A 17,588-nucleotide genomic window follows, 5' to 3' on the forward strand; every position below is an offset into this window, starting at 1 on the left:
CATTCCTAGCGGTCGACCACGTTCATGGCCATGGCTCCCGAGGCCGAGCAGTAGGGCCGCACCCACACCGGACGGACCGGGTGGACGACGGCGTGCTCCGACGCCTCGTCCCCGACGAGCGGCAGGGACGGGTAGGCATAGGCGCCCTTGACGTCGGGGAAGTCCTCCAGCAGGTGGCACACGCGCATCTTGTGCCGGTCCCGCGGGTCCGGCTGCAGCCACCAGTCCCAGTCCTCCCAGCGCTCCAGCCGGTGGTCGACGACCCGGCGCACCGGCACCTCGGCGCGGAACGCCTGGCGGCCGAGCACCTGCACGGGCACCGTGAAGTTCTTGCCGTGCCGGCCGCGGCGGCTGATGACGAACAGTGCTCCCGGCTCGATCCGCCGGCCCCCGCACAGCACGCCCCGCAGGGTGATGGCCCCGTCGCCGATCTCGACTCCGGTGCACTCGGCGTGCTCTTCGCGCAGCACCGTGCGCAGCATCAGCCGGCCGTTGGGCTGGGCGTAGGGCAGGTTCCAGGTGGTCGGTCCGGTCGGCGGACGGCCGACGAGGCGTGCGCGCGCGTCGATGAGCGCCCGGGTGTCGCGGAGGCCGGCTTTCATGTGGACGTGCGCCGACTTGGGCGAGCGCATCGTCACCTGCCAGCGTCCGTCACCGAGTTCGTCCAGGGACGCGGGGCTGAGGGCGGCGGTGTAGCGGGTGCCGCCGTTGTCCAGCTGGGCGCGGGAGGTACGCAGTGGCAGGTCGGGGCGCCGGTCGCCGTCCGAAGGCTTGTGGCGCAGCACGTACTGCCAGCGGTGGCGGCCCTCCCCCGGGCCGTCGGCGCTGAAGTGCAGCCAGCCCGCGCCGTCGGCGGTGACGTCCACCGTCGCCGCGCCGAGGGCGGCCGGCGGCACGGTGGCCCGGTCGGCCGCCGCCTTGCGCGGACCGGCGGGTGCGCGGTAGCCGCGGACGGCGGCGGCCCGGCGGCGGGCGGCGTCCTCGAACAGCTCCACGTAGCGGGCCGCCACGGCAGCCGGGTCGTAGCGGGCCGCGTTGCGCAGCGCGGCCTCGCCCATGGCACGGCGCAGCGGCTCGTCGGCCATGAGGCGGCGCAGCCCCCAGGCGATCCCCTCCACCTCTCCGTTGGGCACCAGGAAGCCGTCCTCACCGTCACGGAGGATTTCCCGGGGGCCCACGGGACAGTCGGTGGAGACCACGGGCAGCCCGCAGCGCATCGCCTCGACCAGGGTCATGCCGAAGGACTCGGCGCTGGAGGTGACGGCCGCGATGGATCCCTTGGCCCACTCGGACTCGATCGGCGAGAACCCGCCCATGAGCAGCGCCCGGCCGCTCAGACCGAGTTCGGTGACCAGCGCCCGCAACTTGCCCGCCTCGCCGCCGTCGCCGTAGATGCGCAGCTGCCAGTCGGGGAACTCCTCGGCCAGGCCGGCGAAGGCGCGGATCAACAGGTCGTACCGCTTGATGTGGTGCATGCGGCCGGCGCTGACCACGATCTTGCGTGTGCAGTCGGAGGGCTCCACGGTCGGCTGCGGCACGCTGTTCGGGATGCCGACCACCGAGATGCCGGGGATCGGGGTGTTCTCCATGAAGGAGCGCGCGTCGGCCTCGGTGACCGTCGTGATCGCGTCCAGCCGCGGGTAGACCCGGGCCATCTCGGCGCGCACGGCCGGCGGGATGGCCAGGTGGGTCATGTGCTCCTGGGCGACGCGCAGGGTGCCTTCCCTGGTGTGGGCCGCGACGAAGAGGTTGAGGCTGGGCCGGGTGCCCACGACCACGTCGGCGTCGGTCCTCCTCAGTTCCCGGATGATCCGCTCGTCGGTGAACCGGCTGTACTGGGCGTAGAACTCCTCCTGGCGCGGGACCACCTCGCTCGGTTCCTTGCTGCCCGCGGCGCCGCGGTCGGCCGACCCCGGACGCAGGTCGACCAGCGCCCGGACCGTGATGCGCGGGGATATCTCGAACTTGGTGGTGTTCGCGCGCCGGAAGACGGAGACGATCTCCACGTCGTGGTGGACGGAGAGGGCCTCGGCGAGGTTGATGACGGTTCTGTTGGTGCCGCCGATGCCGTAGATGTTGTTGATGAGGAAGGAGATCTTCACCGGACCTCGCGCTCCTTCCGCTCGAAGGGACTGGGCACCGGGTAGTAGGACTCGAGGAACGCGCCGAGCATCGCCGTCTGGCGGTCGGTGTCGTTGCCGTCGGAGAGGGTGTCGTTGATGCAGAACGCCTGCCGGTCGCGACGGGCCAGCAGGATGCCGAGCCGGCGCTGGATCTCGGGCTTGGCGAGGTCGAGGTACGCGAACTTGATGTCGGCCGGCACGGCCCGGCCGGTGAAGTAGGCGTAGTAGTGGTAGAGCGACGACGGGATGGAGATGTCGGTGGGGCTGCGGAACCGGCTGTGCGAGGTCTGCCAGTGCGCTTCCCGGTACTCGCGTTCGATCTCCTGCAGCACGCTGCGGCGCAGGGCGTAGGGCGCGTGCCGCAGCTTCTGGACGATGACCGTGCCGAAGTTCTCCAGGAGCAGCCGCCGGTTGTTCTTCCCGGCCGCGTCGACCGGCCGGTCCACGGGGCTGGAGTCCCAGCGGGGCACCTGGGACGGCGAGAAGAAGGTGCGGGTCATGCCGTTGGACAGGAAGAAGTCCTGGGGTGTGACGGGGCGGCCGAGGAACATGTCGTCGTTGAGGTAGAGGAAGTGCTCCGCCAGGCCCTTGATGTGGTGCAGGCGGCTCTCGATGGCGTGCGAGTTGAAGGTGGGCAGCGCCGCCGGGTCGGCGAAGATCTCGGAGTGGTCGACGACGGTCAGGCGCGGGTGGCTGTCGTTGAGCCAGGCCGGACGCTGCCGGTCCGTCACCACGTAGACGTGGCGTACCCAGGGGGCGTTCTGTTCCAGAGCCCGCAGGGAGTAGCGCAGTTCGTCGCGGCTGATGTAGCGGGCCGCGTTCGCCGACTCGGTGTGGTAGCCGCCCCCGTAGACGCTGCGCCGCTGCTGCCAGGCGGGGTCGTTGCCGTCGACCCAGGTGTAGACGACGTCGATGGGGAAGCGGACGTCCTCGGGCAGGGCGTCCGCACACGCCTGGACGGTGCGCACCGAGCGGGTGCGGCGGGTGTGCAGGGCGGCGAAGCCGGTCAGCCGGCTGACCGGCACGGTGACGCGGGCCTCGTGCAGCGACACGTCCTCCGTGACGCGGTTGGGGCGCGGCGCCACGAGGCGTCCGTCCTCCGGTCGCCAGAACTCGATGTCGCAGCTGTGTTCCAGGCCGAGCACGAGCATGCCGGTGGGATCGCTCCACACCATGCCGATCTGCAGTACGGCAGCGTGCCGGGCCAGTTGCCGGCCGGGGCGCGAGCCCGCCAGCACCGCCCTGCCCTGTGCCGTCTCCCCACGGCAGGCCCGCAGATACACGGGGCTGTGCCCGGCGCAGCGCTCCAAAGCCCTGCCGACCCGGTCGCGGTCGGCCGCGGACACGGCGAGGCAGGAACGGAAGTCGGAGGTCCCGCGGATCGCGAAGTAGTCGATGCCCGCCTCCTCGAGCGCGGTCACGACCAGTTCGAGGTTGGCCTCGCGCAGACCGAGCGGTGAGACGGTGGGCCGGACGAGGACGATCCGGTCTCCGTGTCCGGCCAGCGCGGCGAGCCGCTCGCCCTCGCCGAAGAGGTGCGGCCAGCGGCGGCGGGCCCGGACGCCGCGGAACAGCCGGGGTGCCAGGGAGAACACGTGCAGTCGGCGGAGCAGGTGCTTGAGCACCGTGCGCAGCCGCGGGGGGACACGGCGTGCGATACGGCGTCTGAGGCCCGCGGGGACCAGGCTGCGGTAGGCCCCGACCGCGGCGGACGCCTCGGGGTTGCCTGTGCTCACGAGTGGTTGTCCGGATCTGTGGAGGTCCCCGGGCGGTCGTGCTCGAAGACGCTGGGGACGGGGAAGTACTGGTGCAGGAAGCGCACGACGGCCTTGGTTCCGCCACCGGCTCGCGCTTCCTCGGTGCCCAGCCCGAAGAACTGGAGCTGCTGCAGGTCACGGCGGACGAGCAGCCGCTCCAGGCGGGTGCCGATGCCGGGCAGTGCCGCGTGCAGCGCCATCGACGCCTCTCCCGACGGGTCGGCGAGGCCGGCGACGTACCCGAAGTGGTGGGTCATGCCGTCCATCGGGTGGGTTCCCGGCACGGCGGGCAGGAGCTGGTCGTCCGGGACGGGCAGCGGGCGCGCCCCCGCCTCCACGAGCCGGGTGAGGGTGTCGGCCCGGTAGGGCTGGGGGCCCTGGGCGTAGCCGTGTCCGGTGAGGCGGCCCGTGGCGGAGTAGGCGGCACGGACCCACTCGGCGAAGGACTCCGAAGCGTTCCACGGGCCGCGTCGCGGACGGGTTCCGCCGCTGGGCGTGAAGTAGTCGAAGGGACGCACCGGGCGGCCGATCAGTGCCCCGGGACGCAGCAGGAGGAAGTGGTCGGCCACGTCGGGGAGCTGGTCCAGCTGCCACTCGGCGCCGGGCCGGGCGCGGACGACGCTGAGCCGTTCGTCCGCCTTCAGCCAGGCCGGCGGCTCCGCCTGGGCGACGACGTGCACGACGTCGACCCAGGGCGCGTACTGGTGCAGGGACCGCAGGGCTGCGCGCAGCAGTTCCTCGCCCCATGGCGTGGGGTGCTGCCACAGGAGCACCGCGTCCACGGGGAAGGAGATCTCCTCCAGCCGTACGACGTCGAAGTCCTCCAGGGTGATCGTCGGCTCCAGGTCGCCGTCGATGTCGCAGTAACCGGACAGCCGGTCGAGGCCGATCTCGATGCCGGGTGCTTCGGCGGGTACCGCGCGCTGGACCCGGTTGGGGCGCGGACCGATGAGCCGTTCGTGGGGCAGGTCGGTGTTGGCGGTCCAGAACTCGATCTCGATGCCCTGGTCCTCGCCGAGCCACAGGTGCTCCGTGGGATCGGTGCGCAGCCAGGTCAGGCGGATCACCCTGGCCTTGCCGTAGTTCTTCCACGCCTTGATGTGGCTGCCCGGAATCTCGCGGGTGTCGCCCGCGGCCGGGGAGACGGAGACGACGTAGCCGGTGTGTTCCTCCAGCAGTGCGCGCAGCACCCGGCGCACCGTGCCCTTGTCCCGCTGCTCGACGGCGATGCAGAGCCGGCGGTCGTCCAGGGCGGGCACCGCGAACCAGGGGACCTCGGCCGTGTCGAGCGCGTGGGTGACCAGGTCGTGGTCGAGCCGGCGGGCGAGGTCGACGGTGAGGCCGGTGTGCACGTGGGCGACCCTGCCGTCGGGCGCCTGCGTACGGCGTTCGGACTGGCCGAGCCCCGCTCGGCGCACGCGCCGCAGGGCCTTGCGGTGCAGTCGGGCCTCGCGGCGGCTCAGGGTGCGCGCGAGGCCGCCCTTGACCTTGCGCCGCACGCCCGCGGGGAGCGTGGTCGCGGCCGCCGAGCGCACCGGCTGGGGGACGAACCGCCGGTAGACGTGGGCCGCGGAGCTCATCGACGCCGGATGGGACACGTCATGAACTCCGTCTCATCGTTCGAAAGGACTGGGGGTGGGGAAGTAGGAGGTGAAGAAGTCGTCCAGCAGTTCCTGCTGCGCCTCGATGTCCTCGGGGGTCGAGAAGGCGTCGTTGAGACAGAAGGTGTCCTGGTCCCGGCCGTCGCGCAGGCGTTGCAGCCGGTCCGCCAGGTCCGGCACGGCCAGCTGGATGTAGGTGAAGGGCATGGACCCCGGCTGGGCCCGCCCGGTCAGCGCCGCGTAGTACAGGGCGAACGACGAGGTCGGGGACAGGTCGGTCATGGCCCGGAACCTGCTGGCCGAGGTGCGCGCCCACGCTTCGGGGAACTCGAGTTCGGCCTCCTCCATCGCCGAGCGGCGCAGGGCGTAGGGGATGTGTTCCATGGGCTGGGTGATCACCTTGCCGAAACGTTTGCTCAAGAGGGCCCGGTTGTTCTTGCACGCCGCGTCCACCGGCGTGTCGGTCTCGGCGACCGGACCCTGCGGGATGCGGTTGCGCGAGGGGAAGTAGCGGGCCGTTCCGTTCGGGGTGAAGAAGGCGTGCGGGGCCACCGGACGGCCCATGAACATGTCGTCGTTGAAGTACAGGAAGTGTTCGGCGAGCCCCTCGATGTGGTGGAGCTGGCTCTCGATCGAGTGCGAGTTGAAGGTCGGCAGGTCCTCCGGGTCGCGGAAGATCTCCCGGTGGGTGGCGATGCGGATCCCGGGCACGTCCTCGCGCATCCAGGCGGGGACCTGGTCGTCGGTGACCACGTAGATGTTCCGGATCCACGGCGCGAACAGGTGGATGGACCGCACCGAGTAACGCAGTTCGTCCCGGCTGATGAAGCGGGCGTCGCTCGCCGACTCCGCGTGGTAGACCTCACCCTTGGCCTGCGCCTTGCGCCGCTGCCAGGCGGGGTCGTTGCCGTCGACCCAGGTGTAGACGGCGTCGACGGCGAAGGCGATGTCGTCGGCGCAGTTCACCAGGAACTCGGGGCGGGTGGGCAGCGCGGGGGCGAGGTGCGGCGGGGTCCAGTCGGAGACGAACCGACTGAACAGCCGGGCGGCGCCCATGACGTTCCCGCCGTCGGCGGCCACGGCCCAGGTCGCGCGGTTGGCACGGGGGGCGACGAGGTGCGTGCCCTGCCGCTGCCAGAACTCGATGGCACAGCCGTACTCGTGCTGGAGCAGGAGGTGCCGGCCCGGGTCGGTGCGGTACCAGCTGATCTGGAGCACACGCGCGTCGGCGACCTCTCGCCAGGCCCGGGGATCGCGCGAGGAGACCGGCTTGGCGGGCCGGGGCGCGTCCGGATCCACGACGGTCAGGTGTCCCGGGAACTGCCCCAGACCGCGGAACACCGCCTGCAGCACGCGCTCGCGGTCCTCCTCGGCCACGCCGATCACCGTGCCGTGGTCGACCGTGCCGCGGACGGCGAAGTGGGGGACGCCGACCATGTCGAGCAGGGCGGAGAGCGCCGCGCGGTTGGCCTCACGGGCCGCCAGCGGCGTCAGCCCCGGCTCGACGTAGACATCGCCGTGCTCGGCGGTGAACGTCGTGGGCGCCGACACGGCGGAACGCCGCGGTCCGGCGTCGGCGTCCCGTCGAGGACCCGCCGTCCCGGCCGTTCGCTGGGCGGGGAAGTCGGATACGGCCGTCACGCCACTGCCCCCCAAAGGGACGACGCACGCAGCGGCACAGCCACCCACCCTTTCCTCACCCGGGACACGCCGGAGTGAGCACTGGTGGCCGTGAGCCCTCGTGCCCCCCGGCTCGATGCACGACCACATCTGACACCGGCACACGGCCGGCGCAGTTCACATGAACGTTAAACCTTCACAGGACAGTCATATCTTCACCAAGGGTTCGGATGGCTGTCAACAGTAGTCACCTATGACAGAAACTACACGGTTCCCTGACATGCTCCTGAACATCGGACATCAGGCAGATGTCCGGAGCCCTCGGCCGACTCACCCGACAATCGGTCTATAGTTCGGAAACGCCTCGGCGGCCATCGTCGCGGCGGGGCCCGGTCTCTCCCCCCACTCGTGGCCTGCACCCATGCCCGGACCAGCGAGCCGGCAGACGAGAGAGGACCGAGGTCCATGACGCACGCCCCGACGGAGTCGACAAGCCCCCGCCGGTCCAGACGTGCGCCCTCCGGCCGTCGGCCGACCTCGGGTCGGCGGTCGGTCCGGCCGCCGCGACGACGCCGTGTCTGGCGCTGGATCGCGCTGAGCCTGGTGTTGCTCGTCCTGGCCGCGGGCGGTGCCGGCTACTGGCTGTACAGCGACCTCAACGACAACATCAAGGGCGTCGACCTCGACGAGGCGATAGGCGGCGACCGCCCCGAGAAGCTGCCCACTTCCGGGCAGAACATCCTGGTCCTGGGCTCCGACTCGCGCTCCGGGGACAACGCCGCACTGAAGACCGGCAAGGTCTCCGGCGCCCGCTCGGACACCGCGCTGGTGATGCACATACCCGAAGGCCGCACCGAAGCCGTCGCCGTGAGCATCCCGCGCGACACCCTCGTGACCCGGCCCGCCTGTTCCAAGCAGGACGGCTCCGAGGTCGCGTCGGCGAAGCGCGTGATGTTCAACTCCATCTACTCGCAGGTCGGCCCGGCCTGCGTGGTCAAGACGGTGGAGCAGATGTCCGGGATCCGCATGGACCACTACATGGAGATCGACTTCGCCGGCTTCAAGGACCTGGTGGACGCGATCGGCGGGGTGACGGTCACCGTCGAGGAGGACATCCACGACTCCTCCAGCGGTCTCGACCTGACCGCCGGCACGCACGAACTGGACGGCACCGAGTCACTGGCCTTCGTCCGCACCCGGCACGGCGTCGGCGACGGCAGCGACCTCGGCCGCATCGGCCTCCAGCAGCAGTTCATGCTCGCGCTGCTGAGCGAGATCAAGCGCCAGGACCTGTTCGGCAGCCCCACCAAGACCTACAAGATCGCCGACCAGCTCACCTCGGCGCTCACCACCGACTCGGAGCTGGCCTCCCTGACCGAGCTCGCCGAGTTCGGCCGCAGCCTGAACGGTGTCGACCCGGCCTCCATGGAGACCATCATGCTGCCGGTGGCCTACGACACCCAGGATCCCAACCGGGTGGTGCCGGCCCAGCCGCAGGCGGACGACCTGTGGAAGGCGCTGCGCAAGGACGAGGACGTCCCGGAGTCGGCCAAGAAGTCTCCCGCCACGGGCGGCGCCACGTCCTGAACCGCCGGCCCCGAGGCGCCGGAACGCCCGGGAGAGCACAAGGAGCGCGTCGACGGCGGCTGTCCGGCGGGGAGAGGACCGGGCTCCTCCCCCGCCGGACAGCCGTGCGTACGTCAGACACCCACCGACGGATCGAGTGACAGGCCCGGACCCGCCCCCTGCCGCGCGACGCGCAGCGCCCCGTCCGGGCCGATCACCGCGAGCACGACCCGGCCGTAGGCGTCCAGGGCCAGCGCCGGGGCGCCCGCACCGAACTCACCGGTGGGCGACCACCACAGGCCCGCCCCCTCGTTCTCGGTGCCGCACACGGCGAGCATGACCTGCCCGTCGAGTCCCCGGTGCGCCAGCACCGTGCAGTCGTACCCGTCGAGCACCGCGCGCAGCACCGCGACCCGGTCGCCGGTCGACGCGCCGCCGAGCGGGATCACCCAGCTGCCGGGGCGATGGGCGAGGAGCTGGCCCGTCTCCTCGTCGGCCCAGTAATACGTCGCCCGGTCCGGCGCCGTCTCCAGCAGGGCGAGGGTGCCGGGCGTCACCCGCAGCGCGATCTTCGGCTCCTGGCCCAGGTCGCCGTCGGCCGCCGGCTGGCACCACCTCATGGCGTGCGCCCGGTTGCCCGCGAGCACCTCGATGCGGCCGGAGGCATGGGCGACCGCCGCGAAACCGTCCCGCACCCCGCTGCCCTTGAGGTCCGCCCAGGGCTCCCACTTGCCACCGGCGCCCTCCCTGCGGAGCATCAGTCCACCGCCCGCGTTGGGTACGAGGACGTGCACCCGGCCGCTCGCGCTCACCGCGGCCACCGGTGCCCCGAGCCGGGCGGCCCGCTCCCGGTCCTTGTGCGGATTGCCCAGCGACCGCCACTCGGTGACCGGCCGGGCGGTCTGGTACTGGATGGCGTGGACGATGTCGACGGCGGGCGGGCCGTCGTCCCCGCGGGCACGCCGGCCCAGGAAGTGGACGTAGGTGTCCGCGCCCTGCGCCACCGACACATGAGTGAGGTCCGGGACCGGGAAGAACTCCGGCTCCGACCAGTGCGGACCCCCGGGCCTGGTCTCCGTCCAGCGCAGCAGCCCGGTGCGGGTGCGGGCGTAGGCGGTGAGCCTGTTGTCCTTGCCGAGGACGAGCCAGCGGCCGTCGAGGGTCTCCTCGGCGGCCTGCCGCTCGCTCCGTGCGTCGATGGGCCGGTCGGCCGATCTGCCGCGGGCCGTGCCGCGCCCGGATCTGGTCCGCATGACGTGACCTGCCCCTCCTGCCGCTGGACGCGACTGACCTGTCATCCTCCTGAGCAGTGGTTCTACGCGGAGGCTGAGCGCAGACCATCATAGATCGAACATTTGACGAACATGATGGGGCGACCCCTGCACGGTTCCGCCTCTGTCGGAGCGTCTTCAGACCTCCTGCCACGCCCGGAGCGCCAGCCCCGGTTCGTCCTTGCGGCGGGTGAACAGAAGGGTGCCGGTGGACGGGGCGAGGGTGGCCGCGACGAGCTCGTCGCGCTCGTCCAGGGCCACGGCCACCTTCGCGTCGGGAGGCAGCCGAGGACCCGACTCGGTCCACCAGGCGCCCGCCCGCTCCTGCTCGGTGGGATAGGCGGCGAACGCGACGCGGCCGCTCGCGGAGCGCTGGGCGAGCACCGTACAGTCGTGCCCCTCGATGGCGCAGCGTACGGCGGAGACGTGGCCGGGGCCGGCCGCGGCGAGGAGGGGCACCGGATCGGCGCCGGGGCGCCAGGCGCACAACTCCCCCTGTTCGTCGGTGAAGAAGAGGGTGGTGTGCGCGGCGGAGGTGGCCAGCGCGCGGAGGGTGCCCGGACGCACGGAGGCATCGGTGCCGTCCGTCCGCACGGGCTGCTTGCCGGGCTCCTCCTGACGCCAGTGCGCGATCCCGCCCGGGACGGCCGCGTACAGCCCGATCAGTCCCGACTCCGCCGTGACGGCCGCGAGTTGGTCCTGGACGCCCTCTCCCCCGAGGTCCCGCCACGGGTCCCAGCCGCCCTTCTCCTTCTGGGCGAGCAGGCTCACCCCGCCGCCCTTGTTGCGGACGAAGACGTGCGCGCGTCCCCGGCCGTCGACGGCGACGGCCGGGGCCCCGGTGCGGTCGCCCTTCTTGTCGGGGTGGCCGACGGGGATCCAGTCCAGCGGGGCGAGGCGCGGGCGGAAGTGGGTGGAGTGCACCAGTCCCGACTCGCCGGACGCCGTGGGCCGCCAGGCGACCAGGTGCGCGTAGCCGTCGGCGCCCTGCCCGACGGCCGGTCCCGGGTGGAGTCCCTGGTCGCCGCCGACCCGGCGGGGTGCCTCCCAGGGGCCGCCGGGGGCGAGTTCCGCGCGGCACAGGACGGCGTCGTCCGACGGCAGATAGACGGTGAGGCGGCCGTCGCGGCCGCGGAGGAGCCAGTTGCCGTTCACCAGTTCACCTTACGGAAGCTGGTTCGCGGGGTGTGGGCGGGGCGGGCCCGCCCTCCCGGAAGGCGGGCCCTCGCGTGGGACCCTTGCGCTATGGATGACGCCGCCGCCCTGCTCGTGATCGTCGACGCCGCGAATGTCGTCGGGTCGGTGCCCGACGGGTGGTGGCGCGACCGGCGCGGGGCCGCGGAGCGGCTGCGCGACCGTCTGGCGGCGGAGGGTCTGCCGGACCGCTCAGGTCCGGTGGAGATCGTGCTGGTGACCGAGGGAGCGGCCCGCGGGGTGGAGTCGGTTCCGGGGGTCCGGGTGGAGCCGGCCCCCGGCAGCGGCGACGACCGCATGGTCGCCCTGGTGGCGGAGGCCGGCGACCGCCCGGTCCTGGTGGTCACGGCGGACCGTGAACTGCGCCGCAGGGTGGCGTCCCTGGGCGCGGACGTCACGGGCCCGCGCACGGTACGGCGATAGGCCCGGGCGGGCCGGCCACTTCGACGGCACGCCCGGGGGCCCTCAGCGGGACGGCGGGGTGGAGGGCTGCTCCTCGCCCTCGCCCCGGGCCAGCCGGCTGTGGCCGCGGCTGTAGAGGAAGTAGACGACGACGCCGATCGCCATCCAGACGCCGAAGCGGACCCAGGTCTCGGCGGGCAGGTTCAGCATCAGCCACAGGGAGGCGGCGACCGACACGATCGGCAGCACGGGCACCCAGGGGGTGCGGAAGGCGCGGTGCAGGTCGGGCCGGGTCCTGCGGAGGATGATCACACTGATCGCGACGATCACGAAGGCGAACAGGGTGCCGATGTTCACCAGCGCGGCGAGCTCGTTCAGCGGGGTGAAGCCGGCGAGGACCGCGATGAGGACACCGAGCAGGATCGTCGGCCGGTGCGGGGTCTTGAACCGGGGGTGGACCCGGGAGAAGAACCTCGGCAGCAGTCCGTCGCGGCTCATCGCGAAGAAGACCCGGGTCTGGCCGAGCAGCAGGATCATGCAGACGGTCGTCAGGCCGACGGCGGCGCCGAAGCTGATGAAGCCCGCGAACCAGGGGTGCCCGGTGGCCTTGAAGGCGTCCGCCAGCGGGGCGTCCACGGACAGCTCGCTGTAGTGCTGCATGCCGGTGACGACGATCGACACCAGGACGTACAGCACGGTGCAGAGGAACAGGGAGCCGAGGATGCCGCGGGGCATGTCGCGCTGCGGGTTCCTGGTCTCCTCGGCGGCCGTGGCGACGATGTCGAAGCCGATGAAGGCGAAGAACACCACCGAGGCGGCGGTGAAGATGCCCATCACGCCGAAGTTGGCCGGGGCCCAGCCGAAGATCAGCTGGATGAGCGGGGCGTCGAGGCTCTGGCCCGCGGGCACCGGCTTCGCGTCCGGGACGAACGGGTCGTAGTTGTCGGCGGTGATGAAGAAGGCGCCCGCGATGATCACCACGAGGACCACGGTCACCTTGATGGCGACGACGACCGAGGTGACGCGGGCGGACAGCTTCATGCCGAGGACGAGGATGCCGGTGAGCACCAGCACCAGGACGGCGGCGAGGATGTCGAACCCGAAGGCGTCGGCGCCCTCGCGGCTGCCCAGCGCCGCGGGCATCTCCCAGCCCGCGTTGGCCATGAGCGACTGGATGTAGCCGGACCAGCCGACGGCCACCACCGCCGTGCCGAGCGCGAACTCCAGGACCAGGTCCCAGCCGATGATCCAGGCCGGCAGCTCACCGAGGGAGGCGTACGAGAACGTGTACGCGGAGCCCGCCACCGGGACGGTGGAGGCGAACTCGGCGTAGCAGAGCGCGGCGAGCGCGCAGACGACACCGGCCACGACGAAGGCCAGGGCGGTGGCGGGCCCGGCGTTGTTCTTGGCGACCGTACCGGTGAGGACGAAGATGCCGGTGCCGATGATGACACCGACGCCGAAGACGGTCAGATCCAGCGCGGACAGGGATTTCTTGAGCGCGTGCTCGGGTTCCTCGGTGTCGCGGATGGACTGCTCGACGTTCTTCGTCCGGAAGAGAGGGCTGGTCACGGGTACCTCCCACGCGTGGCGTCCTCGACATGATCGAGAGGGGGCGTAGGTCGTATGCCCCGGTACGGGCACCCTCACGCAAACGGGCCGCCCGCGCCACTTTTCACAAGGACGCGGGCGGCCCGTCCGGGCGACGCGGGAGGCGCGGGTCAGTCGCGGGCCGGCTCCACCGGGTCGACGGCGTCCGCGGACGACCGCTCGTACCCGCCGTCGAGCTTCGCCACCAGGCCGGTGACCTGGCGGGCGATGTCGGGGGCGGTCAGTCCGATCTCGGCCATGACCTCGGCGCGGGAGGCGTGGTCGAGGAAGCGCGGCGGGATGCCGAAGTCGCGCAGCGGCACGTCCACGCCGGCGTCGCGCAGCGCCTGGGCGATCGTGGAGCCGACACCGCCGACGCGGGAGTTGTCCTCGACGGTGACGACCACGCGGTGTTTCTCGGCGAGCGGGGCCATCGCCTCGTCGACGGGCTTGACCCAGCGCGGGTCGACGACGGTGGTGGAGATGCCCTGCCGGTCGAGGAGGGCGGCGATCTCCAGGCACATCGGGGCGAGGGCGCCCACGGAGACCAGCAGGACGTCGGGGGTGTCGGTGCCGGGCTCGCGCAGGACGTCCATGCCGCCGACACGGCCCACGGCGGGCACGGCGGGGCCGACGGCGCCCTTGGAGAAGCGCACCACGGTGGGGGCGTCCTCGACGGCGACGGCCTCGCGGAGCTGGGCGCGCACCTGGTCGGCGTCGCGCGGGGCGGCGAGCCGCAGCCCGGGGACGACCTGGAGGATCGACATGTCCCACATGCCGTTGTGGGAGGCGCCGTCGGTGCCGGTGACACCGGCCCGGTCGAGCACGAACGTCACGCCGCACTTGTGCAGGGCCACGTCCATGAGCACCTGGTCGAAGGCGCGGTTGAGGAAGGTGGCGTACACGGCGAAGACGGGGTGCACCCCGGCGTGCGCGAGGCCGGCCGCGGAGACGGCGCCGTGCTGCTCGGCGATGCCGACGTCGTAGACGCGGTCGGGGAAGCGCTTGGCGAACTTGTCGAGGCCTACCGGCTGGAGCATGGCCGCGGTGATCGCGACGACGTCCTCGCGCTCCTCGCCGAGCCTGACCATCTCCTCGCCGAAGACACTCGTCCAGTCGGCGCCGGAGCTGGCGATCGGCAGGCCCGTGTCGGGGTGGATCTTGCCGACGGCGTGGAAGCGGTCCGCCTCGTCCGCCAGGGCGGGCTGGTAGCCGCGGCCCTTCTCGGTGAGGCAGTGCACGATCACCGGGCCGCCGAAGCGCTTGGCGCGGGCCAGGGCGGACTCCAGGGCCTCGATGTCGTGGCCGTCGATGGGGCCGACGTACTTCAGGCCGAGGTCCTCGAACATGCCCTGCGGGGTGATGAAGTCCTTCAGGCCCTTCTTGGCGCCGTGCAGGGTGTCGTAGAGGGCCTGGCCGACGACCGGGGTGCGCTCCAGGACCTCCTTGGTGCGGGTCAGGAAGCGCTCGTAGCCGTCGGTGGTGCGCAGGGTCGCCAGGTGGTTGGCGAGGCCGCCGATGGTGGGCGAGTAGGAGCGCTCGTTGTCGTTGACGACGATGACCAGCGGGCGGTCCTTGGCGTCGGCGATGTTGTTCAGCGCCTCCCAGGCCATGCCGCCGGTGAGCGCGCCGTCGCCGATGACCGCGGCGACGTGGCTGTCGCGCTTCATGATCTGGTTGGCCTTGGCGATGCCGTCGGCCCAGCCGAGCACGGTGGAGGCGTGGCTGTTCTCGATGACGTCGTGCTCGGACTCGGCCTGCGAGGGGTAGCCGGACAGGCCGCCCTTCATCTTCAGCCGGGAGAAGTCCTGCCGGCCGGTCAGCAGCTTGTGCACGTAGGACTGGTGGCCGGTGTCCCAGAGCACCTTGTCCTTGGGCGACTCGAAGACCCGGTGCAGGGCGATGGTGAGCTCCACCACACCGAGGTTGGGACCGAGGTGGCCGCCGGTCTTGGAGACCGCGTCGACGAGGAAGGTCCGGATCTCCCCGGCCAGCTGGTCGAGCTCCTCCCGGCTGAGCCGGTCCAGATCGCGCGGTCCCCTGATGCGGGTCAGCAGCGGCACCCGTGCCTCCTTGCAGTAGAGCTGATCGAGCTGTTGCCGGGCGGGTCGAGTCTAATGTTCCGCTCCGCCGGACGGACTCCGGGCCGTGCGTCGTGCGTCACCCGGTCAGCAGTACCCCGGATGCGCCCGTCCTACGACACGGCTGTTGCCCGGCACCTCGAAGGCACCGGGCAACAGCAGCACGCCGGGGGCGCGGGCCTGCGGTCGAGCCGCTACGCGCGCCCAGCCGTCTTCTGGGTCTTGCGGGTGACCGCGTCGATGACGACGGTCGCCAGCAGCACACCACCGGTGATCATGTACTGCACCGGCGAGGCGATGCCCTCCAGCGCCAGACCGTACGTGATCGAGATGATCACCATCACACCGAGCAGCGCGTCCCAGGTGCGGCCACGGCCGCCGAAGAGCGACGTACCGCCGATGACGGCCGCGGCGATGACGTTCATCAGGAACTCACCGGTACCCGCGCCCTGGTTGGCGGAGGCGATCTTCGAGGCGACGAACAGGCCGCCGATCGCGGCGAAGGTGCCGGCGATCGCGAAGACCGAGATCCGGACCATCTCCACGTTGATGCCGGCGCGGCGGGACGCCTCGACGCTGCCGCCGAGCGCGAAGACCTTGCGGCCGTACGCGGTGCGGCGCAGCACGAAGTCCGTGAACACCAGGAACGCGAGGAAGATCACCACGGCCAGCGGCAGGCCCTTGTACTGGTTGAACACGATCGCGGCGGCGAAGGCCAGGATCGCGAGCAGCACGGTCCGCACGATGATCTCGTTCAGCGGGCGGGACGGCACACCGGCGGCCTCACGGCGGCGGTTGTCGAAGAACGCCAGGAGGAAGTACCCCACGGTCGCGACGAGCGCCAGGCCGTACGCGGCGGCCACGTCCGAGAAGTAGTAGCTGGTCAGCTTGACGACCAGGCCCTCGGAGTCGAGGTTGATGGTGCCGTTGTCGCCGAGGATCTGCAGCATGAAGCCCTGCCAGAACAGCAGTCCGGCCAGCGTCACGGCGAAGGCCGGGACGCCGATGCGGGCGAAGATGAAGCCGTGGATGGCGCCGGCCACCGTGCCGGTGAGGATCGCCAGCACCAGGGCCAGCACCTCGTTCATCCCGTTCGTGACGTTCATGACCGCGAAGGCGGCGCCCGCCACACCGCTGACCGAGCCGACCGACAGGTCGATCTCGCCGAGCAGCAGGACGAAGACGATACCGACGGCGATCATGCCCGTGCCGACCATGGCGACGGACATGTCGGAGAAGTTGCCGGCGGTGAGGAAGTTGGAGTTCAGGCTGGTGAAGATGGCCCAGATGATCAGCAGGCCGACCACGACGGGGATGGAGCCGAGGTCACCGGCCTTCATCTTCCGCTTGAACTCGTTCCAGTAGCCCATCAGGCCCTGTTCGCGCACCAGCAGCCGGGGGTCGACCACGGTGACCGCGGCGGCGGCCGCCTCGGGGTTCTCCACGGCGTGGTCCTCGGCGGGGGTGGAGGTCTTCTCGGTGCTCACTTCTTGATCTCCCCATTGGTGCGCGCCGCACGACGGGTGACGGCGTTGTCCGTGGCGCCCGTGATGGCGGAGATGATCTCTTCCTGCGAGGTCGACTTGACCTCGAAGACGCCGTTGTTGCGCCCGAGGCGCAGGACCGCGACCTTGTCCGCCACGGCCTTCACATCGGCCATGTTGTGGCTGATGAGGATGACCGCGTGGCCGCGCTCGCGCAGCCGCTCGACGAGGTCGAGGACCTGCGCGGTCTGCTCGACGCCAAGGGCGGCGGTGGGCTCGTCCAGGATCACCAGCTTGGGCTCGCCGAGCATGGACCGGGCGATGGCCACGACCTGGCGCTGACCGCCGGAGAGGGAGGCGATCGGGATCCGGACGCTGGGGATGCGGATCGACAGGGTGTCGAGGAGCTCGCGGGAGCGGCGCTCCATCTCCACCTCGTCCAGGACTCCGCGCCTGCGGAGCTCCCGACCCAGGTAGAGGTTGCCGACGACGTCGATGTTGTCGCACAGCGCGAGGTCCTGGTAGACCGTCGCGATGCCCAGGTTCTGGGCGTCGTGCGGCTTGCTGATCTGGACGGCCTTGCCGTCCCACTCGATGGATCCCTCATCGATGGGATGCACGCCGGCGATCGTCTTGACCAGCGTGGACTTTCCGGCGCCGTTGTCGCCCACCAGGGCGACCACCTCACCGGCGTGGACCTCAAGCTCTACGTCGGTGAGCGCCTGGACGGCACCGAAACGCTTGGAGACCCCGCGCAACGCCAGCACGGGCGTAGCGGACACGTGAACCATCTCCTTCGCCGCCTGACCCGGCGGGAGGTTGTGCAGAAGTTTCTGGGGGGGTGTTCCGTCCGGCGCCCCGCGTAGCTTGCGGGGCTGATGTGTGCGGGGCGCCGGCGG

General features: G+C 71.4%; 12 protein-coding genes. 2 read left to right on the top strand and 10 right to left on the bottom strand.

Annotation, left to right across the window (positions count from 1 at the left end):
• Positions 1-5: 5 nt before the first annotated feature.
• Genes AB0A94_RS02555 through AB0A94_RS02570 form a run of 4 tightly spaced genes read right to left on the bottom strand, consistent with a single transcriptional unit; the run spans position 6 to position 7,122 of the window.
• Positions 6-2,102, bottom strand: coding sequence for a glycosyltransferase family 4 protein (locus AB0A94_RS02555; RefSeq protein ID WP_361737666.1), 2,097 nt, complete (start codon positions 2,100-2,102; stop codon positions 6-8).
• Positions 2,099-3,859, bottom strand: a complete 1,761-nt coding sequence (locus tag AB0A94_RS02560; RefSeq protein ID WP_361737669.1) for a stealth family protein — start codon at positions 3,857-3,859, stop codon at positions 2,099-2,101. Before AB0A94_RS02560 ends, AB0A94_RS02555 begins: the two co-directional genes overlap by 4 nt.
• Positions 3,856-5,478: a sugar phosphotransferase gene (locus tag AB0A94_RS02565; RefSeq protein WP_361737671.1), complete on the bottom strand. Its 1,623-nt coding sequence runs from the start codon at positions 5,476-5,478 to the stop codon at positions 3,856-3,858. Before AB0A94_RS02565 ends, AB0A94_RS02560 begins: the two co-directional genes overlap by 4 nt.
• A gap of 15 nt (positions 5,479-5,493) precedes the next feature.
• Entirely contained in the window at positions 5,494-7,122 is a 1,629-nt protein-coding gene (locus tag AB0A94_RS02570; RefSeq protein WP_361737674.1) for a stealth family protein, read from the bottom strand.
• 444 nt (positions 7,123-7,566) lie between these two features.
• Between AB0A94_RS02570 and AB0A94_RS02575 the strand changes: the two genes are divergently transcribed.
• Entirely contained in the window at positions 7,567-8,688 is a 1,122-nt protein-coding gene (locus tag AB0A94_RS02575; RefSeq protein ID WP_361737677.1) for an LCP family protein, read from the top strand.
• 113 nt (positions 8,689-8,801) lie between these two features.
• Here the strand turns inward: AB0A94_RS02575 and AB0A94_RS02580 are convergent, their stop codons facing one another.
• Together AB0A94_RS02580 and AB0A94_RS02585 are read right to left on the bottom strand one after the other, a co-directional pair.
• Positions 8,802-9,920 carry a hypothetical protein gene (locus AB0A94_RS02580; RefSeq protein ID WP_361737680.1) on the bottom strand — a complete coding sequence of 373 codons (1,119 nt, stop codon included), beginning with the start codon at positions 9,918-9,920 and terminating at the stop codon, positions 8,802-8,804.
• Between the two features lie 156 nt (positions 9,921-10,076).
• Positions 10,077-11,093, bottom strand: coding sequence for a hypothetical protein (locus AB0A94_RS02585; RefSeq protein ID WP_361737683.1), 1,017 nt, complete (start codon positions 11,091-11,093; stop codon positions 10,077-10,079).
• Positions 11,094-11,183: 90 nt separating this feature from the next.
• On the opposite strand from AB0A94_RS02585, the gene AB0A94_RS02590 reads away from it, so the two are divergent.
• Positions 11,184-11,555, top strand: coding sequence for an NTP pyrophosphohydrolase (locus tag AB0A94_RS02590; protein WP_361737686.1), 372 nt, complete (start codon positions 11,184-11,186; stop codon positions 11,553-11,555).
• A 42-nt stretch (positions 11,556-11,597) separates the two neighbouring features.
• Here the strand turns inward: AB0A94_RS02590 and AB0A94_RS02595 are convergent, their stop codons facing one another.
• The 4 genes from AB0A94_RS02595 to AB0A94_RS02610 all read right to left on the bottom strand — a co-directional run bounded on the left by AB0A94_RS02595 (position 11,598) and on the right by AB0A94_RS02610 (position 17,480).
• Entirely contained in the window at positions 11,598-13,106 is a 1,509-nt protein-coding gene (locus AB0A94_RS02595; protein ID WP_361737688.1) for an amino acid permease, read from the bottom strand.
• Positions 13,107-13,255: 149 nt separating this feature from the next.
• Positions 13,256-15,187: a 1-deoxy-D-xylulose-5-phosphate synthase gene (gene dxs / locus AB0A94_RS02600; protein ID WP_361737690.1), complete on the bottom strand. Its 1,932-nt coding sequence runs from the start codon at positions 15,185-15,187 to the stop codon at positions 13,256-13,258.
• A gap of 212 nt (positions 15,188-15,399) precedes the next feature.
• Positions 15,400-16,692 (bottom strand): sugar ABC transporter permease, encoded by a 1,293-nt coding sequence (locus tag AB0A94_RS02605; protein WP_361737693.1) that lies wholly within the window; start codon positions 16,690-16,692, stop codon positions 15,400-15,402.
• Positions 16,689-17,480, bottom strand: coding sequence for an ATP-binding cassette domain-containing protein (locus AB0A94_RS02610; protein ID WP_361737696.1), 792 nt, complete (start codon positions 17,478-17,480; stop codon positions 16,689-16,691). Before AB0A94_RS02610 ends, AB0A94_RS02605 begins: the two co-directional genes overlap by 4 nt.
• Positions 17,481-17,588: the final 108 nt, after the last annotated feature.

This window comes from Streptomyces sp. NPDC044984 (assembly GCF_040646935.1).
Lineage (GTDB): Bacteria > Actinomycetota > Actinomycetes > Streptomycetales > Streptomycetaceae > Streptomyces.